The sequence below is a fragment of the Curtobacterium sp. VKM Ac-2861 genome (assembly GCF_013204965.1).
Lineage (GTDB): Bacteria > Actinomycetota > Actinomycetes > Actinomycetales > Microbacteriaceae > Curtobacterium.
On record NZ_JABMLA010000005.1, the window covers coordinates 109,548 to 132,636 of the forward strand.

Consider the following 23,089-nt stretch of genomic DNA (forward strand, 5'->3'; position numbering starts at 1 on the left):
GCTAGCCGTCGCCTCGCGGCGGGAGTGTCCTGATCGGTAGGGTGATCGGGTGCGAATCCTCGTCCTCGGTTCCGGTGCCCGCGAGCACGCGATCATCACGGCCCTCCTCGCTGAACAGGCGGGCCACGTCATCACGGCTGCTCCCGGCAACGCCGGCATCGCCGCCGATGTCGAGACCGTCTCCCTCGACCCCACCAACGGCGCACTCGTCGCCGAGTACGCGATCGAGAACGGCGTCGAGCTGGTCGTCGTCGGACCCGAGGCGCCGCTCATCGCCGGTGTGGCCGACCCCGTCCGCACCCGGGGCATCCCGGTCTTCGGGCCGGGCAAGGCCGCCGCGCAGCTCGAGGGCTCGAAGGCCTTCGCCAAGCGCATCATGTCCGAAGCGAACGTACCCACCGGCCGCCCGGTGTACGCCGGCACGGCGGAAGAGGCCGTCGCCGCGATCGACGAGCTCGGCGCACCGTACGTCGTGAAGGCCGACGGGCTGGCCGCGGGCAAGGGCGTCCTCGTGACCGAGGACCGTCAGGCCGCGATCGACCACGCCACCTACTGGCTGCAGCACGGGCACGTCGTGGTCGAGGAGTTCCTCGACGGCGAAGAGGTCTCGTTGTTCTTCCTGAGCGACGGCCACGACGTCCGCCCGCTCAGCCCCGCGCAGGACTACAAGCGCCTGGCCGACGGCGACCTCGGGCCGAACACCGGCGGCATGGGCGCGTACTCGCCGCTGCCGTGGCTGGCCGATCGTTGGGCGTCCGAGCAGGCCTTCGTCGACGAGGTCACCGAGCTGGTCGCGCTGCCCACCGTCCGTCGCCTCGAGCACGAGGGCACCCCGTTCGTCGGGCTGCTCTACTGCGGGCTCATCGTCACCGAGCAGGGCGTCCGGGTCATCGAGTTCAACGCACGCTTCGGCGACCCGGAGACCCAGGTCGTCCTCCCCCGCCTGGCGACGCCGCTGAGCGGGCTGCTGCTCGCCGCCGCGACGGGCCAGCTCGGGGGCACCCCGGCACCGTCGTTCCGTCCGGATGCAGCCGTCACGGTCGTACTCGCGAGCGAGGGCTACCCGGAGAACCCGCAGACCGGCCGTCCGATCACCGGCATCGACGCCGCGAACGCCCGCGACGGCGTCTCCGTCGCACACGCCGCCACCGGGGTGCTCGACGACAGCCTCGTCGCCACCGGCGGCCGCGTGCTCAGCGTCGTCGCGACCGGGGCCGACTTCGCCCAGGCACGGGAGCGTGCCTACGCGGGCCTCGGTGACATCACACTGCAGGGCGCGCAGTACCGCACCGACATCGCCGCGAAGGTCACCCGATGAGCGCCGCGCCCGTGATCGAGGGCTGGGAGCACGTCTCGTCGGGCAAGGTCCGCGAGCTCTACGTGCCGACCGGCACCGCCGACATCCAGAGTGCGTCCGAGCTGCTGCTCGTGGCGTCCGACCGGGTCAGTGCCTACGACTTCGCCCTCGAGCCACCGATCCCCGGCAAGGGCGAACTGCTCACCCGCCTGTCGCGCTTCTGGTTCACGCAGCTGAGCGACGTGCCGAACCACATCATCGGCCCGTTGTCCGGCGGCACCCCCGTGCCGGCCGAGGTCGAGTCGCGGTCGATGCACGTCATGCCGCTCGAGATGTTCCCCGTCGAGTGCGTCGTGCGCGGGTACCTGGTCGGCAGCGGCTGGGCCGAGTACCAGCAGACCGGCAGCGTCTGCGGCGTCGCCCTGCCCCAGGGGCTGTCGAACGGCGACCGGTTGCCCGAGCCGATCTACACCCCGGCCTACAAGGCACCGCAGGGCGAGCACGACGAGAACATCTCGTACGAGCAGACCGTCGACCTGGTCGGCGCCGAGGTCGCGGCGACCCTGCGCGACCTGTCGCTGCACGTGTACACCGAGGCAGCCGCGATCGCCCTCGAGCGCGACGTCGTGATCGCGGACACCAAGTTCGAGTTCGGGCAGGACGCCGACGGCCGGATCCGGATCGCGGACGAGGTCCTGACCAGCGACTCGAGCCGGTACTGGGACGCCCGGGCCGACGGTCGGACGGACTCGTTCGACAAGCAGATCGTGCGCGACTGGCTCAGCGCCAACTGGGACCGCCAGGGCACGCCCCCGGTGCTGCCCGAGGCGATCGTGTCCCGCACCGCCGCGCGCTACGCCGAGCTCATCGAGCGCCTCGGCGCCTAGCTGATTCCTGCTGCGGGCCTGCTGCGCGGGCCCCGACCGGTCACGACACCCCGCTCACATCCGGCGACCGGTCACGAGCCGTCGTTCAGGCCCCCGGTACCCGACCGTTCGTGACCGTCCGGCGGCGCGCCGACGGCACGTCGTGACCAGTCGACGAGCGACCAGTCCCGGCCTGCCGACGACCTGCCGACGGCACGTCGTCAGAGGTCGCGCGCGACGACGACGACGGTCAGGTCGTCGCCCGGGTCGTGGTCGACCGCACGTGACCGCACCCGCTGCAGGAACGTCGTGATGTCCGGCGAGCCGCGGTAGAGCTCCCCGAGCTGCGACAGCGACGCGAGCGTGGAGTCCCACAGCTCGAGCGCGCCGTCGCTGACCACGATGACCACGTCACCCGGACGCATGACGAGCGAGCCGGAGGCACGTTCGATGCCCGCGGGGTGCAGCCCGATCGGCAGGTCCGACGACCGCAGGATGCGCTCGGCGCCGTCGTCGCGGAGCTGCAGGACGAGCCCGTGTCCGGCGTCGGTGAAGTCGATCCGGCCGGTCGAGGGGGTGAGGCGGCCGTGGAACATCGTCGCGAACGACTCGGCGCGGCTGAGGTCGGGTGCGACCTGTGCCTCGAGCTCGGCGACGGCGACGTCGGGTGCCAGGTCGCCGCGGGCGAGCAGTGCGCCGCGGATGTTCGCGGCGAGCAGCCCAGCCGACATGCCCTTGCCCATGACGTCCGCCACGGTCAGGTGCACGGCGTCGTCGCCGGAACGGTGCCAGTCGTGGAAGTCGCCGGAGACGACGCCGTGCGGCACCGACAGCCCCGCGATCCGGTAGCCGGGCACGTCGACCGTGCCGGGTTCGAGCCCCGCGAGCACGGACCGCAGGCGGTCCTCGTCGGCGCCGGCTGCCAGTTCCCGCTCGGCCCAGACACCGAGCTCCTGGAGCAGGGCGACCTCGTCGGCGTCGAGGGTCCGCGGTTCCGGGTCGATGAGGCAGAGCGTGCCGACCTTGACGTCGTCGTCGCCGAGCCGCAGCGGGACCCCGGCGTAGAAGCGCACGTTCGGGTCGCCGACGACCATCGGCATGTCGGAGTAGCGGGCGTCGATGCGCGCATCCGGCACGAGCACGGCGCCGCGCTCCCCCAGCGTGCGCCCGCAGAAGGTGTCCTGCAGCGGGATGACCGGTCCGAAGTAGCTGTCGCTCTGCTGGGACTTGATGGTCAGCGAGGTCTCGCCCGCCAGGTTCAGGAAGGAGCCGGAGACGCCGAGGGCTTCACGCGCGATGCGGGTGATCCGGTCGAAGCGTTCTTCGGCGCCACCCTCGACCACGTCGAGTGCGGCGAGCAGCGCTGCTCGGCGCACGGCGTCGGGCGCGCCGGTGACTGGGACGGTCGTCGCTGTCTCCGAGTGCATGCACCCACGCTAACGCGCCAACCGGACAGGTCCTGTCCCCACTACGGAGGACGCACCACCCCAGTCCGCGGGGCAGGCTCGCCGAGCGCTCGGCGGTCGACCCTGGATCGGCGCGACCCGGCGCGGCCCGGTGCCGGACTACCCTGGACGCGTGTCCCGCCGTGTCCTGCCCGCTGTCGCCCTCGCTGCGGCGGCTCTGGTGACGCTCGCGGGGTGCGGCGCCCATGACTCGACCGGCCAGGTCTCGGTCACCGTGTCGGACAACGCCGCCGACCACCCGTACGAGGTCAAGGTCTTCGCGTCGACGGGCAAGCTCTCCGAGCACCAGCGGGTGTTCCCCGGAGGCACCGCGGACTTCGCGGGCGTCCCGCTCGGCAAGGTGACGGTCCGCGCGGGCTCGCTGTGCCCGCAGACGACGACGGTGACGAACGACGCCGTCGCGACGGTCACGCTGACGACGACGGGCTGCTGAGCGCGGCTCGGTTCAGACCGCGCCGGGACCCCGCGCGATCGTCTCGTGCGGCTGCTCGCCGAAGCGTGCACGGTAGTGGGCGGCGAAGCGACCGAGGTGCGTGAACTGCCAGCGCCGGGCGACGTCGCTCACCAGCAGCCCGCCCGAACGCGATCGGCCGAGTTCGAGGTGGACCCGGTCGAGTCGGACCTCGCGCAGGTACTGCATCGGCGTCACCGCGAGCCGCCGGCGGAAGAGGTCCTGCACGCCGCGCTCGCTCAGGCCGCACGAGTCCGCGATGTCGGCCACCGAGAGCGGCTGGTCGGCCTGGTCGTGCACGAAGCGGATCGCACGACGCATCCGGTGCTCGACGTCGGACCGTGACGGCGAGAAGGTCGACAGCACGACCGTCGCGATGCGTCGGTTCAGGGCGGCTCGCTCGTCGACCGGCAGCGCGGGGTCGAGGACGCGACCGGAGACGTCGCGGAGCAGTGCTCGGAGGGGTTCGATCCGAGGGTCGGCGGCGTCCGGTTGCCGGAACTCGGCCGCTGGACCGCCGCCGCCCAGCAACGCCGGCGACAGGTGCAGCAGGGTCATCGCCGTGGCGTCGGTGTCGAAGCCGTACGCCACCGAGGCGGAGAGCATCATCGGGCGTTCGGCGCCGACGTCCCAGCTCGAGCCATCGTCCGCGGTCAGGCGGGCACGGCCGTCGGCGAGCCAGAAGACCACGTGGTCCGGTCGGGGGCCGATCGTGCCGGAGCGGTGTCCGTGCGTCCCGATGCGCCGGATCGACAGCTCCGCGTCACCCCCGGTCACGTAGTCCATGGGCGCAGCGTTGATGGGCACAGCATCGAAGGGCACAGCGTCCATCGGAACAGTGCCTCCGCTCACCCCGCTGCGGACGGTCCGGCACGGGAATCGGAACGCTACCGCACCGGACGACCGGGGCGGGCAACGACCGCCCCGGTCCGCCCCGGACCGCTCAGGACGGGTCCGGCACCTGGTCCCACTCGTCGGCGTACCGCGAGAGCACCGTCCACCGTGACACCGGCCACGTGGTGATGAACGCACGACCGACCACGTCGTCGACCGGCACCGTGCCGTGCACGCGGGAGTCCGCCGAGTTGTACCGGTTGTCGCCCATCACCCAGATGCGCCCCTTCGGCACGGTGATGTCGAAGTCGGTGCCGGAGACCCGGTCCGACCCGATCTCGGGCACCACGTAGGGTTCGTCGACCGGGTGGCCGTTCACCGACAGGTGTCCGCCGGTGCCGCAGCACGAGACGGTGTCGCCGGGCAGGCCGATCACGCGCTTGATCAGGTCGTCGCCCTGCCCGGTGCCGAGCCAGCCGCCCGGGTCCTGGAACACGACGACGTCACCACGCTGCAGCGGCACGGCGCCGGGGACGAGCTCGTTGACGAGCACGCGGTCGCCGATGAGCAGCGTGTTCTCCATCGACGCGGACGGGATGTAGAAGGACCGGACCAGGTAGGTCTTCACCAGGAACGACGCCAGCAGCGCCACGACGACGATGACGACGAGGTCGCGGAGGAACTTCCAGCCGGCCCGCTTCGGCTTCGGCTCGGACTCGGTGGCGCTCAATGCGTCAACACCACCTTCACGAGACCGATCACGAACGCCACGGCGGCCAGCACGATGCCGCCCCAGAGCCCGAGGAACGTGGGCCGCTTGCCGCTGAACCGCTGCATGAAGACGCCGACCATGCCGATGCGCACGACCAGGATGACCAGGGCGGCCGTCTGCGCCCACCCCGTCGGGATCCACCCGACCCACGCCACCGCGTACAGCACTGCAGGGATGAGCCCGGACGTCGCGATCGGGTTCGCGTTCCGCATGATCGTCAGGACCGATTCGCGCCGGGCGTCGTCCGTCTGGGAGTCGTCGCCGCCGAGGCCGTGCGCCACCAGGTGCGCGAGCACGTGCGCCAGGTAGGTCAGGACCGCGGTCGCCAGGACGGCCCAGATCGCCGACCCGTGGTGGATGGCGGCCGGGTCGACGGCGATCGCGGCAGCGAGCACCGTGATGTTGCCGTAGATGTAGGACGACATCCGGTCGCGGACGTGCTCGATCGGCAGGTCGCGCGGGTCCGGACGACCGCCGCGGGGTCCGCGTCCGCGTCCGAGCGGTGGTCGTGTGCGTGGCATCCGTCCATCTTGGCCCTCGCGTGCCGGTCCTCGCCGACAGGACACCGAGTGCGATGGCCACGCGCGTGGCCGGTTCCGGCAGACTGGGTGGCGATCGGTGCGACGGCGCACCGGACAGGAGGCCCGTATGACGTCCGCACGACCACTCGCCCTGGTGACCGGCGTGGGCCGCAGAGCCGGCATCGGCGCGGCGCTCGCCACCCGTCTGGCGACCGACGGCTGGGACCTGGCCATCTCGTGGTGGGGCCCGTACGACGACCGCGTGAGCGGTGGGGCGGATCCCGACGGGGTCGAGTCCGTCGTGCAGGAGTGCGAGTCGGTGGGTGCACGCGTGACGCGCCTCCCGGTCGACCTGGAGGACCCGGACCAGGCGGCCGCCCTGGTCGGCCGCGCCGAGACCGAGGCGGGCGCCCCCGTCACCGCGCTGGTGATGTCGCACTGCGAATCGGTCGACTCGGACGTCCGGACCACGACGGTCGAGTCGTGGGACCGGCACTTCGCGGTCAACGCCCGCGCGCCGTTCCTGCTCGTGCAGGCGTACGCGGCCGCACTCGAACGTGCTGGCGACGCCGCACCGCGGGACCGCCGGCGGATCATCGCGCTGACGAGCGACCACATCGCGTACAACCTGCCCTACGGGGCGTCGAAGGGGGCGCTCGACCGACTCGTGTTCGGTGCCGCGAAGGAGCTCGGCAACCTCGGCGTCAGCGCGAACGTCGTGAACCCCGGCCCGAACGACACCGGGTGGATGTCCGACGACGTCAAGCGCTGGGCGGTCGAGGGCACGCCGCTCGGCCGACTCGGACGACCGTCGGACACCGCTGCGCTCGTCGGGTTCCTCTGCTCGGAGCAGGGGCGCTGGGTGAACGGGCAGCTGCTGACGTCGGACGGCGGGATCTCGAACCGCGCGTGACCCGGGCGGCGGCAGCCGGACGGCCGGGCGGCCGGGCGGCCGGCAGTCGGCGGCCGACGGCCGGCGCCGAGTCTCGGGGTCAGCGACACATCTCGTGCTTGCGGGCGCGAGAAGTGTCGCGCAGCCCGAGTCTCGGCTGCCCTGCGGCGAACCGCGTCAGCCGCGACCGGGCGCGGTCACCTCGATGCGGTTCGCCCACGGGTCCTCGAACGCGACCGTCCGGCCGTCGTCGGCGGTCTGCACCCCGGTGTCGTGCATGCGTGCGACGAGGGCACCGAGGTCGTCCGACCCAGGCACTTCGATCCGCACGAGGCCCAGCCCGAGCGCGAGCTGGCGGCGCCCGGCCCCGCGGGAGTTCCAGGTGTTCATCGCCATGTGGTGGTGGTAGCCGCCAGCGCTGACGAACAGGGCCTCGCCCCACCCGGCCGTCGTCGCGAAGCCGAGCTTGTCGACGTAGAAGTCCTTCGCGCTGGCGACGTCGCCGACCGACAGGTGCACGTGGCCGACCCGACCCGGCGCGTTCGGCGCGGACTCCACCGCGTCGGCCGTCAGGTGCTCCTGCAGGAACGCGTTCGGGTCGACGTACTTCGTGTCCATGTCGACCATGCCGTGCGTCCACGACCACTCCGTGCGGTCGCGGTCCCAGTACAGCTCGACGCCGTTGCCCTCGGGATCGGTGAAGTAGAACGCGTTGCTCACCAGGTGATCGGCGCTGCCGGTGAAGGTCTGCGGGAACTTCGTCGCGACCGAGTAGAGCGCGGCAGCCAGGTCGGCCCTCGTGTCGAACAGGATCGCGGTGTGGAACAGGCCGGCGTCGTGCGGGCCGGCGTGCTGCATCGACGGCGCGTGCTCGAGGATCACGATCGGGACCGCCAGGCCACCGGCGCCCGGTCGCCCCAGCACGGCGACGCCGCCCTCGTTCGAGAGCAGCGCGAGCTGGACGCCATCGCGGTAGTAACCGATCATCCGGTCGAGGTTCGCGACGCGGAGGGTGACGGCACCCATCCCGGTGTCGGCGGCGAGGAGGTCCTGCGTGTGCATGGCACCAGTGTGCGCCCATTTGGTTGACGCGTCAACCAAATGGGTTCATCGGTGGTCGCGGCGAGTTTCGTGGTGGGCGACACTTCTCGCGTCCCGGCGCCCGAGATGTGTCGCTCAGCGCGAACTGAAGTGGCGCAGCACCCGGCTGCGGTCAGCGGGAGCGGAAGTAGCGGTGCAGCGCGCGCTCGCGGATCGCGGCCGCGGCGAGCGCCCCACCGAGCAGCGCACCCACGAGCCCGAGGGACGCGATCGCGATCGCCTCGCGCACGATCGGCAGTGCGTCGTCGACGTCGAGGCCACGCACCGACGCCACCGCGACGCTCGTCGCGACCAGGGCCCCGACCGATCCCCAGACCAGGTGCTGCAGGACGATCCCGAGGACCTGCGCGCTCCGCGGCACCCCGACGTGCCGGTCGGAGGCCAGGGCGAGCCGGCGCCGTGCGACCGCTGCCGCGCCGATCGTCAGCCCCACGAGGGCCGCTGCACCGAACGGGACGAGCACTGGCTGCCGCGCCCCGGGGGTGAAGACCGCGCCCAGCGTCGGGTTGAGCTGCCCGGCGGTGGGTCGGACTTCGCCCTCGGCCCCGCTCGCTGTCAGGACGGTGCGCCGGAGCATCGAGACCGTGTCGTCGCCCTGCGGCCACACCGTCGCCCAGCAGGCGTCGAACGGCGACCCGTCGTCCACCGTCGGCGCGAGGACCGCGTACTCCAGGTCGGGGTCTCGGCCGTCGTCGGGGTGGTCGTACACACCGGCGACTCCGGTGCCCGCGCCGCCCACCCTCACGAGGCGATCGCCGGCAGCAAGCCCCAGGGTCTCGTGCACCGTGGGCGAGATGATCACTCCCGCGGCCCCGTCGGCAGCGGAGCCGCCGAGCAGGCCACGCACCCCGGCGGTCACCTCGTAGGTCGGGATCGCCGAGCCCGGCAGCGCGGCGGGGACGACCCCGGCATCGAGGCGACGGAACGCGCCAGACGCGATGACCCCTTCGGTATCCGCGAGGGCATCGCACACGCGGCCGTCGATCCGGCCCTCGGCCCGCTGGACGGTCGTCGCCGCACCGCTCGCGACGAACACCGCAGCCGCCCGGACGTCATCGGCGACCGCACCTGCGCGCAGGCCCACGACACCGCTGAGCAGCACCGCGAGGACGACAGCGGTCACGGCTGCCCACGAGGCTCCGGAGGCGATGTCGCGCCACGCCTCCCGCCAGACCTCGGTCACCTGCATCCGGCGGGGGCTCATCGGTACCGCCCGAGGTCGAGCACTCCGTCGCAGGCGTCACGGGTCGCGTCGTCGTGCGTGGCGACGACGACGACCGTCCCCGACGCGGCGAGCGCACCGATCCCACGGTTCACCTCGATCGCGGTCGCCCGGTCGAGTTGCGCCGTCGGCTCGTCGACCAGCATCAGACCCGGCGCACTCGCGATGGCGCGCGCGAGCATCAGGCGTTGCGCCTCGCCACCGGACAGTTCGGCGAACCGCGCGTGCGCCCGCGAACCGAGCCCGAAGCGCTCGAGGACCTCGAGCGCCCGGACGTCCGCGGTCCGACGATCCGCACCCTGGGCGACGAACGGCAGCGCGACGTGGTCGAGCACGCGGCGGCGGGCCACCCCGTACGGGTTCTGGAAGACCCAGAGCGGCCGACAGCCCGGCGGACGGACGGCGGCACCGCGCGTCGGACGGAGCATCCCGGCGAGGATCGCGAGCAGCGTGGACTTACCGGAGCCACTCGGCCCGACGACCGCGGTCACGCTCCCCTCGGCGAAGGTGCGGTCGACGCGGTCGAACAGCACGGTGCCGTTCGGCCAGACGTGCCCGACGCCCTCGAGCGTCACCGACACGAGCTGGACCGGTCCGGCGCGGCACGGATCCGGTCGAGCGTTCGTCCGCCGGGCACCCGGACGAACGACTGCCCGAGTTCCGACCCGAGGACCTCGACCCGGAGCGGCCGCCCCGTCGTCGGTTGCACGCACGCCCGGTCGCCCTCGAGGTCCCAAAGAGCCGTCGGTGGCACCACCTGGACGGTCCGCGGGCGACTGAGCGTCCACGTCACGGCCACCGTCGGTACGCCGTCCGCCGAAGCGACCGTCGCCGCGTACTCCGGCAGGGCGGTGATCGCGGCGAGGGACGTCGGCGACGAGACCACCCCGGCGGCGTCGATCGGGACGTCGGCGTTCCCGATCCGCAGCACGCGCTCCCCCGGCGCCGGATCAACCGGGAGCGCCTCGATGCGCGCACCGCGGAGTTCGGCCGGGAGTTCGACGAGGACACCGTCGGCGTCGACCGCCGCCCCGACGACGGCCACGCACGCCAGGACGGCGTTCTCGGCGGCTGGCACCCATGCGAACGGGTCACGCGGCACGACGTCGTCGGGCAGGTCGTCGCGGTCGACACCTCGGTCGACCAGGAACTGGTGCGCAGCTCGGAGCGTGCCCGGGCCGAGGACGCCGTCGATGCTCAGTCCGGCACCGAGGCGCGTGAGCTCCCGCTGCAGCCCCGTGACGTCGGCCCCGCGGTCGCCGAGCTCGAGGTCGCGCCACAGCGGCTCGTCACTGGCGAGCGCGATCACCGGCCGCCCGTCGACCCGCGCGAGGACGTCCCCGCTCCGCACGGGTGCCCCGGTCGAGCACGTCGACGTCGTCACCGTGCCGGTCCGCGACGTCACGACCGCCCGTGGGGCACCGGTGTCGAGTGCGAGCTGCACCTGTCGTTCATCGGCATCGGTGCGCTCGGTCACCCGGACGGTGCTCGTGGGGGCCGCCGTCCGGAGTGCAGCCGGGACCTCGGCCGGCACAGCGACCACGATGGCGGCGGCCGTCGCCGCCGCGACCACCATCGCCCCGAGCGCCAGGAGCGCGGCAGACGGGAAGCGCATCACTGCCGCCAGAGCCCGAGCGGGTCCAGTCGACACTGTACGGCTGCGGGGTCCCACGGCGAGAAGGAGAAGTTCCCGTCGTCGTTCTGGGTGCGCCATTCACGTTCGGTGTACGTGTCGTCGACGAGTCTCACGGCACGGAGGCACGCGACGGTGATCTCTGCCTCGTCCTGCTTCTCCGGGTTCCGCCGGACTTCGTTGAAGAGGTACGTCACGTCGCTGTCGAAGTCCTTCGCGCACTTCGACTTCGAATCGTTGATGGCCGTTGCGTCTTCAGCCTTCCGCCCCGGGAGCGGTGACGCTTCGGACGTGCCGTCCTCTGCTGTCGTGTAGTCGTAGCCGAGATCCCGCATGCATGCGCTCATGCGGGACTGGGCATCTGCGACCTCCCGCGCCGAGATCGTTCCGTCCGAGAGGATCTGCCGCTGGTACGGGCTGGTGTCGGCGGCTGATTCCGCGAACTCATCCGCCCACGGCCCGGCCGCGGAGAAGCCTGACGGATCGACGACCCGGGGCGCAGCATCTGCGGAGGCGCAGCCAGCGAGTGCCGTGGCGCCGATCACCACGACGACCGTAGCTCCCCGAGCACGGTTCCGAACCACCGCGTCAGGCCCGGACCATGCCGTACTGGGCGATGTTGGTCCAGCAGGCAGCCTCGTAGGACCACTTGTTGCCACCGACCACGTTCCCCCACTTCATCGTCCCGCTCTTCAGCCGGTTGAAGTGCTGAGCGCGACCACACCCCGACTCGTTGAAGCCCATGCTCTGCGTCACCTTCCGCCAGCACTCGCCTCCGGCGCCGTCACGGTGTCGACTGCGATCCCGCCGCCCACGACGCTCCCCAGCACGACCGCACCCAGTACGACGTTCTTGATCGACATCGATCTCCCCTTTCATCGCGACATCGCCCTGATGTCACCGTTAACGTATTACCGGTCAGTACGAGAACGCAACGGCCACCAGCACATCCGTGCAGGATGGACGCGTGACTGATGACATCCGGTGGGAGGTGGTCGAGGAGAGCTCCCTCTCGCTCCCGGACCACGAAGCGATCGCAGCACTGCTCGCGCAGGCGTTCCCGGACTGGTCCCACTGGTACGTGGGCGGCCGCAGCTGGTCCGGCATGCAGCCCGAACGCCGGGTCCTCGCCCGCGACCAGGACGGCGTCGTCCTGGCGCACGTCGGGATCCGCCGCATGTTCATCACGGTCGGCGGGCGCGACGTCCTGGTCGGAGACACCGGCCTCGTCGCCGTGTCGCCACGGCTGCAGGGATCGGGCAAGGGCCGGGAACTCATGGAGCGCACGCACGCCGTGCTCGACGGGCTCGCGGTGCCGTACGGCTTCCTCGGCGCGGGCGAGAACCGCATCCCCTTCTACGCGAAGCTCGGCTGGCACGAGTTCCCCGAGGTCGTCGGCACCTTCTCGGCGTTCACCGCCGAGGGCGCTGGCATCACGAACACCGAGCAGGGCGGCTGGATGGTGCGGCCGGTGGCCGCAGCCCTGGAGGACTGGCCGGCCGGCCCGATCTGGCTGAACGGGCAAGAGGTCTAGAACGCAACGACAGACGGACGGGAGGCACGGTGCCAGCTGGCACCGTGCCTCCCGTCAGTCAGGTGGTGGACCGGGGCTCACGCCCCCGCGTCCACCGGACTACGCCTCGACCGCCACCGTCTCCGGGTCCTCGTTCGAACCCGGCGCGCTCGGCACGACCGCGGCGCGCACGCGCGCACCCAGGTCGGCGTCGACGTTCGTCCAGTACGCGAACACGCGCTCGCGCAGGTCGTCGCGCGTCACCTTCGAGACGTGCCCGGCGATGTTGCCGACCAGGCGCTCACGGGCGGCGTCGTCGAGGACCTCTCGGACCATCGTGCCGGCCTGGCCGAAGTCGTCGTCCTCCGGGTGCAGGGTCGCGGCGGAACGCTGCAGCGCGCCGTCCGACTCCCAGCCGGGCACGTCGTCGGTCGCGGTCGGGTCGGCGTGTGCACCACCGAGCGAGTTCGGCGCGTACACGGGCACCTCGGACTTCTGGAAGTCGAAACGCATCGCGCCGTCCTTCGAGTACGAGTGCACCTCGTTCTTCGGGGCGTTCACCGGCAGCTGCGCGTGGTTGGTGCCGACGCGGTAGCGGTGTGCGTCCGCGTAGCTGAAGATGCGCGCCAGGAGCATCTTGTCGGGGCTCGCCGCGATGCCGGGCACGAAGTTCGACGGGGCGAAGGTCGCCTGCTCGATCTCGGCGAAGTAGTTCGCCGGGTTGCGGTTGAGCTCCATCGTGCCGACCTCGATGAGCGGGTAGTCCGCGTGCGGCCACACCTTCGTCAGGTCGAACGGGTTGAAGCGGTAGGTCGCGGCGTCCTCGTAGGGCATGACCTGCACCTTGAGGGTCCAGCGTGGGAAGTCGCCACGCTCGATCGCGGCGCGCAGATCACGGATGTGGAAGTCCGCGTCTTCACCGGCGATGCGGTCGGCGTCCTCCTGCGTCAGGGTCTTGTGGCCCTGCTCGGTGATGAAGTGGTACTTCACCCAGAAGCGCTCGCCCTCGGCGTTGATCCACTGGTACGTGTGCGAGCCGAAGCCGTCCATCTCACGCCACGACGCGGGCAAGCCGCGGTCGCCCATCAGCCAGGTGACCTGGTGCGCGGACTCGGGCGACAGGGTCCAGAAGTCCCACTGCATGTCGTGGTCGCGCAGGTGCGAGCCGGGCAGGCGCTTCTGCGAGCGGATGAAGTCGGGGAACTTGATGCCGTCGCGGATGAAGAAGACGGGGGTGTTGTTGCCGACGAGGTCGTAGTTGCCCTCGGACGTGTAGAACTTCAGCGCGAAGCCGCGGGGGTCGCGCCACGTGTCGGGCGAACCCTGCTCACCGGCGACGGACGAGAAGCGCGTGAGCATCTCGGTCTGCTGGCCCGGCTGCAGGAATGCGGCGCGGGTGTACTTGCTGACGTCCTGCGTGACGGTGAAGGTACCGAAGGCGCCGCCGCCCTTCGCGTGGACGACGCGCTCCGGCACGCGCTCGCGGTTGAACTGGGCGAGCTTCTCGACCAGGTAGTGGTCGTGCAGCGCGAGGGGGCCGTCGGCCCCGACGCCCATCGAGTGCTCGTCGCTCGAGACGGGAGCGCCGGAGTTGGTGGTCGTCGTGGGGGTGCCGGCCGGCTGGCCGGGCGTCGTGTTCTGGTCGGACACGGTTCCTCCTTGGGTGGAACGGTTGGTTCGGTCAGGGGTGCTCGGGTGGTTCAGGGGACGCGCGGGGCGTCGGGCGCGGCTGCGTCGGGCACGTCTGCGCTTGCGCTTGCGCCTGCGCCTGCGTCGATTGCGCCTGCGCCTGCGTCGATTGCGCTTGCGCCTGCGTCGCTGGCTGCGTCATCGCCCGCGTCGTCGCGCTCGGCCGCGGCGCACCGCTCGCAGATGCCCCAGTAGGTGACCTCGGCGGTGGTGACGGCGAAGCCGTGCGCGTCCGACGGGGTCAGGCAGGGCGAGTGCCCGACAGCGCAGTCGACGTCTTCGATCGCGCCGCACAGCGTGCAGACGATGTGGTGGTGGTTGTCCCCGGTCCGTCGCTCGTACCGCGCGGGGCTGCCGGCCGGCTCGATGCGTCGAACGAGTCCGACGCCGGTCAGCGCCGCGAGCACGCCGTACACGGCCTGGTGACTGGTCGTCGGGAGCTCTGCCGTGAGCGCCGTGACGATGTCGTCGGCGGTGGCGTGCGGCATCGATTCGGTGGCCCGCAGCACCGCGAGGCGCGGCGTCGTGACCCGGAGGCCCGAGGTGCGGAGCAGATCGGCGTCGGCGTCCATGCTGAGCCTTTCTTTTGCAGGAATCAAGACAACACGTTCACTGTACACGAGCCGTCGTGGCGCGTACCCGTCGGAACACATTCCGCGACCGGTATGCGACGTGTCACGATCTGGCGGCGATCACCTGGAGGGACGCTGGAACGATCGGTCTGCACGCTAACGTCCCGACATGTCCACGAGCCACGGCCTGTCTGAACAGGCGAACAGCGCACCGGACGTCCGGGGGATCATCGCGAAGCGGGACCTGGTCGTCGACCTCATCCGGACGGCCTGCGTCGTCCTCGTCGTCATCGTGCACGTCACGATGGTCGGCGTCGCGTCCGACGACCAGGGAGTGCGGGTGACGAGCCCCCTGCAGGAACTCCCGTGGTACGTCGCCGCCACCTGGGTCGGGCAGGTGATGCCCCTCTTCTTCGTGGTCGGCGGCTTCGCGAGCGCAGTCGGCTGGCGCAGCACCGTCGCGCGCGGTGCGCCGAGCCCTGCTCGCGACTACCTGGCCACCCGCCTCGTGCGCCTGTTCCGGCCCGCGGTCCCGCTGTTCGTGTTCCTCGCGCTCGGGCTCGGTGTGGCCACGGCCGTCGGCACCCCGCCGGACCTCCTCGCCGAGGTCGCGTTCGGCATCGGCTCACCGCTCTGGTTCCTCGCCGCGTACGGCATCACGCAGTGCTGCGTGCCGCTGATGATGCACCTGCACGAGCGGGCACCATGGGCCGCCCTCGGCGTCCTGCTGCTGCTCGCCGGAGCGGTCGACGCGATCCGCCTGGCCACCGGGGTCGCCGAGGTCGGACTGCTCAACCTCGGGCCGGTGTGGCTCTTCGCGCAGCAGCTCGGGTTCCTCTGGGCCGACGGGTGGTTCGCACGGCGGTCGAAGGCGCTCCTGCTCGCGGTGGCGGTCGTCGCCTACGCCCTGCTCGTCCCGATGACCTCGATCGGCTTGTGGGCACCGGACATGCTGCAGGACCTCAACCCGCCGATGCTCCCGCTGGCGTTCCTCGCGATCGCGCAGGCCTGCCTGGTCCAGCTCGTGCACGCCCCGCTCAGTCGCCTGATGCGCACCAGGGCCGCGCTCGGAGCCGTGTTCGTGCTCGGTCGGGACGGCATGACCATCTACCTGTGGCACCTGCCGCTGTTCATCGCGCTGAACGGGGTCGCCCTGTTGGTCGGGGTGCCGTTCCCGTCGCCGGGCTCGGGTGGGTGGTGGGCGTCCCGGCTGATCGCGCTGGTCGCGGTGCTCGTCGTCGCGCTCGGGGTTGCTCGCGCGCTCCGTTGGTTCGACCGCCCGCTCCCCCGGCTGCTGCCCTCGGCGGACCGCCCGTCCTGGCCGGTCGTCGCTGTCGCTGCGCTCTGCACGATCGGTCCGGCGTTCCTGGTGATGCAGCTGCACCTGTCGTTCGGGATCGCGGTCATCGGCGCCGTGGCCGTGCCGATCGGGGTGTGGTTGCTCTCGCGGACCACGCCGGCCCGGGGCGTCACCCGGATCTGAAACGGTTCTCACCGTTCGGGGCCACTCCGACCTGCACCGCCACACGCGCCGGGCAGAGGATGGCGGCAGGCCGATCCCCTGGAGGCACCCGACGCCGTCGACACCCGAGTTCTGGAGCACCTGGCGGTTCGATCCCCTGTCCGCGGTGATGATCGCCATCGCCGCGGTCGCCTACGGCTGGTGGGTCGTCGCCGCCGCACGTCGCGGCGCACGCTGGCCCTGGTGGCGCACCCTCGCGTTCGTCGCCGCACTGGTGCTGTTCGGGATCCTGCAGTTCGGCATCGTCGGCGTGTACGACCAGCAGCTGCGGTGGGCGTTCGTGCTGCGGTCCGCCCTGCTCTTCTTCGCGGTCCCCACCTTCGCCGCGCTCGGTGCGCCCGTCTCGTTGCTCCGGACAGGAGGCCCGGATCACCTCGCGCACGCCGCCGACGCCGCCATGCGGTCGCGTCCAGTGCGCCTGCTCGGCAACGCGATCGTCGCGCCGCTCGTCGCCCTCGTCCTGTTCGGCCTGTTGCTGACACCGTTCGCGGCGACCCTGCGCGAATCGTCCGTCTGGGCCGTCGTGATCACGGTGACGGTCCCGATGCTCGGGTTCGGGTTGCTCGCTCCGCTGTCGGAACCCGGGGTGCTGCGGTCGTCGACGTTCGTCACCGCGGAGTTCCTGCTCGCCTTCGTGGAGCTGATGATCGACGCGGTACCGGGCATCGTGCTCCGGATCACGAACCACGTGCTCGACGGGTCGGTGGTGCAGGCCGTGGGGCAGCCGTGGTTCCCGTCCCCGCTGCGCGATCAGCACCTGGCGGGCGACCTGCTGTGGTTCATCGCCGAGGTGGCGGACATCCCCGTGCTCATCTCGCTGTTCATCCGGTGGCAGCGGACCGATCGCCGCGAGGCCCGCGCCGTCGACGCCCTGACCGACGAGCAGATCGACGAGTTGACGCGGGAGCACCTGCAGCGCCGGGGTTGAGCGCGCGGGCGGGGCGGGCGGGCGGCACATGGTGAGCAGAAATGGTCGGGTGCCCGCAGGCGACCCGACCATTTCTGCTCACGAACTGTGCGCGTTCCTACTTCGACGGGGCTCCGGCGGCCTCGGGCTGGGCGGTCACGCCGCCGGTCTGCTGCCAGGCGACGGTCTGCTTCGGCTTCGCCAGGAACAGCGCCGCCACGATCGCCGCGATGAGCACGATCGCCGGAAGGAACAGCGACTCACCCATGGCCCGCGAGAACGGCTCGAGCAGGAACCCGGGCAGCCCGCCGACCTGCTGCTCGGCACCACCGGCGGAGGTCCCACCGGTCGAGGCCGGGAAGTTCGCGGTGATCCGGGCCTCCATCAGCGCCGCGATGCCGGCCGAACCGAGCACGGCACCGATCTGGCGCGTGGTGTTGTAGACGCCCGAGCCGGCACCGGCCAGCTTCGGCGGCAGGTTGCGCGTCGCCGAGACGGACAGCGGACCCCACATGCAGGCGTTGGCGATGCCGAGGAGCGCGCTCGGCAGGAGCACCCATCCCCAGTCGGCACTCGACGACAGCAGGGCTCCGAACCAGAACAGCCCGGCCGAGAAGCACGCGAGACCGAACGCGGCGACCCAGCGCGGGTTCCACCGGTTGAGGTTCTTGCCGACGAGTGGGGCGAGGCCGGCGGACAGCACGGCCTGCGGCACGAGGAGCAGTGCAGCCTGGGTCGGCGAGAACCGCAGGACGTCCTGCGCCCAGAGCATGATCGGCAGCGCGAACGAGGCGATCGCGACACCGACGGCCGTGATGGCGACGTTGGCCAGGGTGAAGTTGCGGTCCTTGAACAGGCCGAGGGGCAGCAGCGGCTCACCCTTCTGTACGCCCTGCCAGACGACGAACCCGGCGAGCACCACGAGCCCGACGATGATGAGCGACCACACCGAGATCGGTCCGGCGATGACGCCCCAGTCGTAGGTCTCGCCTTCCTGGATGCCGAAGACGAGCAGGAACAGGCCGGCCGCCGACAGGAAGATGCCGAGGTAGTCGAAGCGGTGCCCGTGGCGGTCGAACGACGGCACGAAGCGCTGCGCGAGGACGAACGCCACGACACCGACGGGGACGTTCACGAAGAAGATCCACTCCCAGCCGAAGCCGTCGACGAGCAGACCGCCGACGATCGGGCCGACGAGCGAGGCGACACCGGCGACGGCGCCCCAGAGACCCATCGCGGCACCGCGGTTCTGCGGCGGGAAGATGCGCGTGATGACGGACATCGTCTGCGGGCTCATCATCGCGGCACCGAGGCCCTGCACGACGCGGGCCACGATGAGCATCTCGATCGAGCCGGCCAGACCGCACCAGAGGCTGGCGAGCGTGAAGACCACGAGGCCGATCTGGTACATGACCTTCGGGCCGAAGCGGTCACCGAGGCGGCCGGTGATGAGCAGCGGTACCGCGTAGGCGAGCAGGTACGCGCTCGTCACCCAGATCACGGAGTTGATGTCCGCGTCGAGCTTCTGGGCGATGGTGGGGGTGGCGACCGACACGATGGTCGAGTCGACGAGGATCATGAAGAAGCCGACGACGAGCGCCCAGAGGGCGGGCCACGGCTTCTTCTCGGTCGTCCGCGGAGGCGTGACGGTGGTCATCGAGTGGTGTCCTTGCTGTTCGTGGGGAAGTCAGTGTCTGTGGGGACGGCCGGGCCGTCCCAGGGGAGGTCGCCGCTGGCGATGCGGTCGACGGTGGTGCTGAGCCACTCGATCTGCGCGGCGAGCATCGCACGGACGTACGACACGTCGAGCCAGTACCGCTCGGTCAGCTGCTTGGCCTGCACGCGCTGGAGCGCCTGGTCGTAGTCGTCGCGCTCCTGTTCGAGTGCGACGATCCGGGCCCGGACGGCATCGACCGCCTCGGTGTGCGGCAGGTTCTCGAGCACGGAGAGGGCCAGGTGGAACTCCGGGTACTCGTCCGCGGGCTCCGCCACCATGCGGCGGAGGCCGTCCGCGAGTGCTGCGCGGCCGGCGTCGGTGATCGTGTAGGTGGTGCGTTCCGGCCGGTTGCCGTCGCGGTCGGTGCCCACGACCTCGGCGAACCCGAGCTCGGCGAGGCGGCCGACCTGGTGGTACAGGGTGCCCGGGCGGACCTTGACGTTCCGCTCCTCCTGCCGGTGGACCATCGTCTGGAACATCTCGTACGGGTGCATCGGTGCCTCGTTCAGCAGGTCGAGCGCGGCGAACGCGAGGGGCGTGAGCGACGCCATGCGGGCCTCCTGGCGGATCGACGCGGCAGTCTTCCGACTGGACTATTCGACTTCGAATATACGGAGTCGAACACAGGTGAGCAAACGCACAGCACGTTCTCCACAGGAGGCCCGGATCCGTCCCGGCGTGTCGCGCGCGCCCCGTAGACTGGTCGCGTCCCCCACCCCTGAAGCGCTGGAGAGAACACGTGCCAACGATCGTCGTCGAGGTCATGCCCAAGGCTGAGATCCTCGACCCCCAGGGCAAGGCGGTGGGCAACGCCCTCGCCCGTCTGGGCAAGGCCGACCTGACCAACGTCCGCATCGGCAAGCGCTTCGAGGTGACCGTCGACGGCCCCGTCGACGACGCCAAGCTGGCCGAGGTCCGCGACATCGCCGCCGACGTCTTCTCGAACGCGGTCATCGAGGACGTCGTCTCCGTGACCGTCGAAGGTCAGTGACCCGGATGCGCATCGGCGTCATCACCTTCCCCGGCTCCCTCGACGACCGTGACGCCCAGCGCGCGGTCCGTCTCGCCGGTGCCGACCCCGTCGCCCTCTGGCACGGCGACCACGACCTGCAGGGCGTCGACGCCATCGTGCTGCCCGGCGGGTTCTCGTACGGCGACTACCTGCGCGCCGGAGCGATCGCCGCGAAGGCGCCGATCATGGCCGAGGTCATCGACGCCGCCGGCAAGGGCATGCCCGTGCTCGGCATCTGCAACGGTTTCCAGATGCTGGCCGAGGCCCGCCTGGTCCCCGGGGCCCACACCCGCAACGCGCACCAGCAGTTCATCCGCCGCGACCAGAAGCTCCGCGTCGAGACCACCTCGACCGCCTGGACCTCCGGGTTCACCGCGCAGCAGGAGATCACGATCCCGCTCAAGAACGCCGACGGCCGGTTCGTCGCCGACGCCGACGAGATCAAGCGCATCGAGGACAACGGCCAGGTCGTGTTCCGCTACGTCGGCGTGAACCCGAACGGGTCGATCGACGACATCGCGGGCGTCTCGAACGAGCGCGGCAACGTCGTGGGCCTGATGCCGCACCCCGAGCACGCGACCGAGCCCGGCTTCGGCCCGGACACCGCCGCTGCCATGGCCTCCGGCACGGACGGCCTCACCTTCTTCACCTCCGTGATCGAGTCGACGCTCGTCAAGTGACGGCCGCGACTCCAGTGACAGGGAACGACAACACCGTGACGACTTACGTGCGCCCGAAGCCCGACACCGTGCAGGATGCCGCGGCGACTCCCGACAAGGACCAGCCGTACGACGCGCTCGGCCTGAAGCCGGACGAGTACGCCCGCATCAAGGAGATCCTCGGCCGCCGCCCCACCTCGGGCGAGCTGGCGATGTACTCCGTCATGTGGTCCGAGCACTGCTCCTACAAGTCCTCGAAGAACTACCTCCGTCAGTTCGGCAAGAAGGTCACGCCGGAGATGACGAAGAACCTGATGGTCGGCATGGGCGAGAACGCCGGTGTCGTCGACGTCGGCAACGGCTGGGCGGTGACCTTCAAGGTCGAGTCGCACAACCACCCGTCCTACGTCGAGCCGTACCAGGGCGCCGCGACCGGCGTCGGCGGCATCGTCCGCGACATCATCTCGATGGGTGCCCGCCCGGTCGCCGTGATGGACCAGCTCCGCTTCGGCGCGATCGACCACGAGGACACCGCACGCGTCGTGCACGGCGTCGTCGGTGGCATCTCGTTCTACGGCAACTGCCTCGGCCTGCCGAACATCGGCGGCGAGACCTACTTCGACCCGGTGTACCAGGGCAACCCGCTGGTCAACGCCCTGGCGGTCGGCGTCCTGCGGCACGAGGACCTGCACCTGGCGAACGCGTCCGGAGCCGGCAACAAGGTCGTGCTGTTCGGTGCCCGCACCGGTGGCGACGGCATCGGCGGCGCGTCGATCCTGGCATCCGACACCTTCACCGAGGGCGGCCCGACCAAGCGTCCCGCCGTCCAGGTCGGTGACCCCTTCGCCGAGAAGGTCCTGATCGAGTGCTGCCTCGAGCTGTTCCAGAAGGAACTGGTCGAGGGCATCCAGGACCTCGGCGCCGCGGGCATCTCCTGCGCCACGTCCGAGCTCGCGAGCAACGGCGACGGCGGCATGCACATCTCGCTCGACGACGTCCTGCTGCGCGACCCCACGCTCACGGCCGAAGAGATCCTGATGTCGGAGAGCCAGGAGCGCATGATGGCGGTCGTCCGCCCCGACAAGCTCGACGAGTTCCTCGCCGTGGTCGGCAAGTGGGAGGTCGAGACCAGCGTCCTGGGCGAGGTCACCGGCACCGGCCGTCTCGTCATCGACTGGCAGGGCCAGGAGATCGTCAACGTCGACCCGCGCACCGTCGCCGTCGATGGCCCGGTCTACGACCGCCCGGTCGCCTACCCGACCTGGATCGACGCGCTGCAGGCCGACACCGCCGCCTCGCTCGACCGTCCGGCCGACGGCCCCGCGCTCAAGGCGCAGTTCCTCAGCCTGCTCGGTTCGCCGAACCTGGCGTCGAAGAACTGGGTCACGAACCAGTACGACACCTACGTGCTCGGCAACACGGCCCTGTCCTTCCCCGACGACGGTGGCATGATCCGCGTCGACGAGGAAACGGGGCTCGGTGTCGCCATCGCCACCGACGCCAACGGCCGCTACTGCCAGCTCGACCCGAAGCAGGGCGCGCGTCTGGCCCTGGCCGAGGCGTACCGGAACGTCGCCGTCACCGGCGCCGTCCCAGCCGCGGTCACCGACTGCCTGAACTTCGGCTCCCCCGAGAACCCCGAGGTCATGTGGCAGTTCTCCGAGGCGGTCGAGGGACTGGCCGACGGCTGCATGGAGCTCGGTATCCCGGTCACCGGCGGCAACGTGTCGTTCTACAACCAGACCGGCTCGACCCCGATCCACCCGACCCCGGTCGTCGGTGTGCTCGGTGTCATCGACGACGTCGCCAAGCGCGTCCCGTCGGGCTGGCAGGACGACGGCCACAACATCTACCTGCTCGGCACCACGAGCCTCGAGCTCGACGGTTCGGCCTGGGCCGGCACGGTGCACGGACACCTCGGCGGTCGTCCGCCGGCGGTGGACCTCGGTCGCGAGAAGGAGCTCGCCGAGCTGCTCTTCGCAGCGAGTGGCGAGCAGCTGCTGACGAGTGCGCACGACCTGGCGGACGGTGGCCTCGGCCAGTCGCTCGCCGAGTCGGTGCTCCGCTTCGGCCTCGGCGCCCGCGTGGTCCTCGACGAGCTCGAGTCCCGCGACGGCGTCGACACGGCGACCGCGCTGTTCTCCGAGTCGACCGGTCGCGTCATCGTGACCGTCCGGCGCGAGGACGACGTCCGCTTCCAGGGCCTGTGCGACGGTCGGGGCTTCCCGGTCCTGCGCATCGGCGTGACCGACGCCACGTCGAACGCGCTCGAGGTCCAGGGTGCGTTCACTGCGACGCTCGACGAGCTCCGCGGCACGCACAACGCGACGCTGCCGGCCCGCTTCGGCGACGTGATCGTCGAGGACGTCACCGAGGGGTACGTCGGCCGTGGGCCGCTCGACTCCGACGGTGCGTTCTCGCCGCGCACGGACTCCTAGGCCCG

23 protein-coding genes and 1 pseudogene are annotated in these 23,089 nt (G+C 71.1%); 10 read left to right on the forward strand and 14 right to left on the reverse strand.

All coding sequences use genetic code 11. From position 1 onward, the window contains the following. The first annotated feature begins 49 nt into the window (after window positions 1-49). Window positions 50-1,318, forward strand: coding sequence for a phosphoribosylamine--glycine ligase (gene purD, locus HQQ88_RS13640; RefSeq protein WP_131921260.1), 1,269 nt, complete (start codon window positions 50-52; stop codon window positions 1,316-1,318). Further along, the gene (locus HQQ88_RS13645; RefSeq protein ID WP_173169732.1) at window positions 1,315-2,184 is read left to right on the forward strand and encodes a phosphoribosylaminoimidazolesuccinocarboxamide synthase; all 870 of its coding nucleotides are present in this window, start codon (window positions 1,315-1,317) and stop codon (window positions 2,182-2,184) included. The genes purD and HQQ88_RS13645 overlap by 4 nt, the downstream gene beginning before the upstream one ends. A 200-nt stretch (window positions 2,185-2,384) precedes the next feature. Here the strand turns inward: HQQ88_RS13645 and HQQ88_RS13650 are convergent, their stop codons facing one another. After that, complete coding sequence (locus tag HQQ88_RS13650; protein WP_173169733.1) at window positions 2,385-3,590, reverse strand: GAF domain-containing SpoIIE family protein phosphatase; 1,206 nt, start codon at window positions 3,588-3,590, stop codon at window positions 2,385-2,387. A gap of 151 nt (window positions 3,591-3,741) precedes the next feature. On the opposite strand from HQQ88_RS13650, the gene HQQ88_RS13655 reads away from it, so the two are divergent. Next, the gene (locus tag HQQ88_RS13655; RefSeq protein WP_123340134.1) at window positions 3,742-4,062 is read left to right on the forward strand and encodes a hypothetical protein; all 321 of its coding nucleotides are present in this window, start codon (window positions 3,742-3,744) and stop codon (window positions 4,060-4,062) included. A gap of 12 nt (window positions 4,063-4,074) precedes the next feature. Here the strand turns inward: HQQ88_RS13655 and HQQ88_RS13660 are convergent, their stop codons facing one another. The 3 genes from HQQ88_RS13660 to HQQ88_RS13670 form a co-directional block, all read right to left on the reverse strand. Beyond that, window positions 4,075-4,866, reverse strand: a complete 792-nt coding sequence (locus HQQ88_RS13660; RefSeq protein WP_173169734.1) for an AraC family transcriptional regulator — start codon at window positions 4,864-4,866, stop codon at window positions 4,075-4,077. A 157-nt stretch (window positions 4,867-5,023) separates the two neighbouring features. Beyond that, entirely contained in the window at window positions 5,024-5,644 is a 621-nt protein-coding gene (lepB, locus tag HQQ88_RS13665) for a signal peptidase I (protein ID WP_123293649.1), read from the reverse strand. Then, the gene (locus tag HQQ88_RS13670; RefSeq protein WP_173169735.1) at window positions 5,641-6,207 is read right to left on the reverse strand and encodes a hypothetical protein; all 567 of its coding nucleotides are present in this window, start codon (window positions 6,205-6,207) and stop codon (window positions 5,641-5,643) included. The genes lepB and HQQ88_RS13670 overlap by 4 nt, the downstream gene beginning before the upstream one ends. Window positions 6,208-6,334: 127 nt before the next feature. On the opposite strand from HQQ88_RS13670, the gene HQQ88_RS13675 reads away from it, so the two are divergent. Beyond that, entirely contained in the window at window positions 6,335-7,120 is a 786-nt protein-coding gene (locus HQQ88_RS13675; RefSeq protein ID WP_173169736.1) for an SDR family oxidoreductase, read from the forward strand. Window positions 7,121-7,276: 156 nt separating this feature from the next. Here the strand turns inward: HQQ88_RS13675 and HQQ88_RS13680 are convergent, their stop codons facing one another. From HQQ88_RS13680 to HQQ88_RS13705, 6 genes are all read right to left on the reverse strand, one after another. After that, window positions 7,277-8,161: a VOC family protein gene (locus tag HQQ88_RS13680; RefSeq protein ID WP_216834807.1), complete on the reverse strand. Its 885-nt coding sequence runs from the start codon at window positions 8,159-8,161 to the stop codon at window positions 7,277-7,279. A gap of 151 nt (window positions 8,162-8,312) precedes the next feature. Beyond that, entirely contained in the window at window positions 8,313-9,404 is a 1,092-nt protein-coding gene (locus HQQ88_RS13685) for a hypothetical protein (protein ID WP_173169737.1), read from the reverse strand. Then, entirely contained in the window at window positions 9,401-10,003 is a 603-nt protein-coding gene (locus HQQ88_RS13690; protein WP_173169738.1) for an ATP-binding cassette domain-containing protein, read from the reverse strand. Before HQQ88_RS13690 ends, HQQ88_RS13685 begins: the two co-directional genes overlap by 4 nt. Next, window positions 9,994-11,037: a hypothetical protein gene (locus HQQ88_RS13695; protein ID WP_173169739.1), complete on the reverse strand. Its 1,044-nt coding sequence runs from the start codon at window positions 11,035-11,037 to the stop codon at window positions 9,994-9,996. The genes HQQ88_RS13690 and HQQ88_RS13695 overlap by 10 nt, the downstream gene beginning before the upstream one ends. Next, window positions 11,037-11,600, reverse strand: coding sequence for a hypothetical protein (locus tag HQQ88_RS13700; RefSeq protein WP_173169740.1), 564 nt, complete (start codon window positions 11,598-11,600; stop codon window positions 11,037-11,039). The genes HQQ88_RS13695 and HQQ88_RS13700 overlap by 1 nt, the downstream gene beginning before the upstream one ends. Before the next feature lie 43 nt (window positions 11,601-11,643). After that, complete coding sequence (locus tag HQQ88_RS13705) at window positions 11,644-11,811, reverse strand: hypothetical protein (RefSeq protein ID WP_173169741.1); 168 nt, start codon at window positions 11,809-11,811, stop codon at window positions 11,644-11,646. A gap of 211 nt (window positions 11,812-12,022) precedes the next feature. Between HQQ88_RS13705 and HQQ88_RS13710 the strand changes: the two genes are divergently transcribed. After that, window positions 12,023-12,589, forward strand: a complete 567-nt coding sequence (locus HQQ88_RS13710) for a GNAT family N-acetyltransferase (protein WP_159573594.1) — start codon at window positions 12,023-12,025, stop codon at window positions 12,587-12,589. Between the two features lie 99 nt (window positions 12,590-12,688). Here HQQ88_RS13710 and HQQ88_RS13715 read toward each other — a convergent pair whose 3' ends face one another. Then, on the reverse strand, window positions 12,689-14,218 hold the full coding sequence (locus HQQ88_RS13715) for a catalase (protein ID WP_173169742.1): 1,530 nt from the start codon (window positions 14,216-14,218) through the stop codon (window positions 12,689-12,691). Between the two features lie 218 nt (window positions 14,219-14,436). Continuing rightward, window positions 14,437-14,829, reverse strand: a pseudogene (locus tag HQQ88_RS13720) (Fur family transcriptional regulator); the annotation flags it as partial. A 169-nt stretch (window positions 14,830-14,998) separates the two neighbouring features. On the opposite strand from HQQ88_RS13720, the gene HQQ88_RS13725 reads away from it, so the two are divergent. Then, the gene (locus HQQ88_RS13725; protein WP_173169743.1) at window positions 14,999-16,312 is read left to right on the forward strand and encodes an acyltransferase; all 1,314 of its coding nucleotides are present in this window, start codon (window positions 14,999-15,001) and stop codon (window positions 16,310-16,312) included. 148 nt (window positions 16,313-16,460) lie between these two features. After that, on the forward strand, window positions 16,461-17,279 hold the full coding sequence (locus HQQ88_RS13730) for a cytochrome c oxidase assembly protein (RefSeq protein ID WP_173169986.1): 819 nt from the start codon (window positions 16,461-16,463) through the stop codon (window positions 17,277-17,279). Window positions 17,280-17,376: 97 nt separating this feature from the next. Here HQQ88_RS13730 and HQQ88_RS13735 read toward each other — a convergent pair whose 3' ends face one another. Then, on the reverse strand, window positions 17,377-18,915 hold the full coding sequence (locus HQQ88_RS13735; protein WP_131921275.1) for a DHA2 family efflux MFS transporter permease subunit: 1,539 nt from the start codon (window positions 18,913-18,915) through the stop codon (window positions 17,377-17,379). After that, window positions 18,912-19,526, reverse strand: coding sequence for a PadR family transcriptional regulator (locus tag HQQ88_RS13740; protein WP_111085590.1), 615 nt, complete (start codon window positions 19,524-19,526; stop codon window positions 18,912-18,914). The genes HQQ88_RS13735 and HQQ88_RS13740 overlap by 4 nt, the downstream gene beginning before the upstream one ends. 188 nt (window positions 19,527-19,714) lie before the next feature. On the opposite strand from HQQ88_RS13740, the gene purS reads away from it, so the two are divergent. From purS to purL, 3 genes are read left to right on the forward strand one after another with little or no spacing between them, the layout of a single operon-like run. Beyond that, window positions 19,715-19,966, forward strand: coding sequence for a phosphoribosylformylglycinamidine synthase subunit PurS (gene purS, locus HQQ88_RS13745; RefSeq protein ID WP_017886272.1), 252 nt, complete (start codon window positions 19,715-19,717; stop codon window positions 19,964-19,966). A 5-nt stretch (window positions 19,967-19,971) separates the two neighbouring features. Next, on the forward strand, window positions 19,972-20,667 hold the full coding sequence (purQ, locus tag HQQ88_RS13750) for a phosphoribosylformylglycinamidine synthase subunit PurQ (protein WP_111085606.1): 696 nt from the start codon (window positions 19,972-19,974) through the stop codon (window positions 20,665-20,667). A gap of 35 nt (window positions 20,668-20,702) precedes the next feature. Then, the gene (gene purL / locus HQQ88_RS13755) at window positions 20,703-23,084 is read left to right on the forward strand and encodes a phosphoribosylformylglycinamidine synthase subunit PurL (RefSeq protein WP_367917022.1); all 2,382 of its coding nucleotides are present in this window, start codon (window positions 20,703-20,705) and stop codon (window positions 23,082-23,084) included. The last annotated feature ends 5 nt before the right edge of the window (window positions 23,085-23,089 follow it).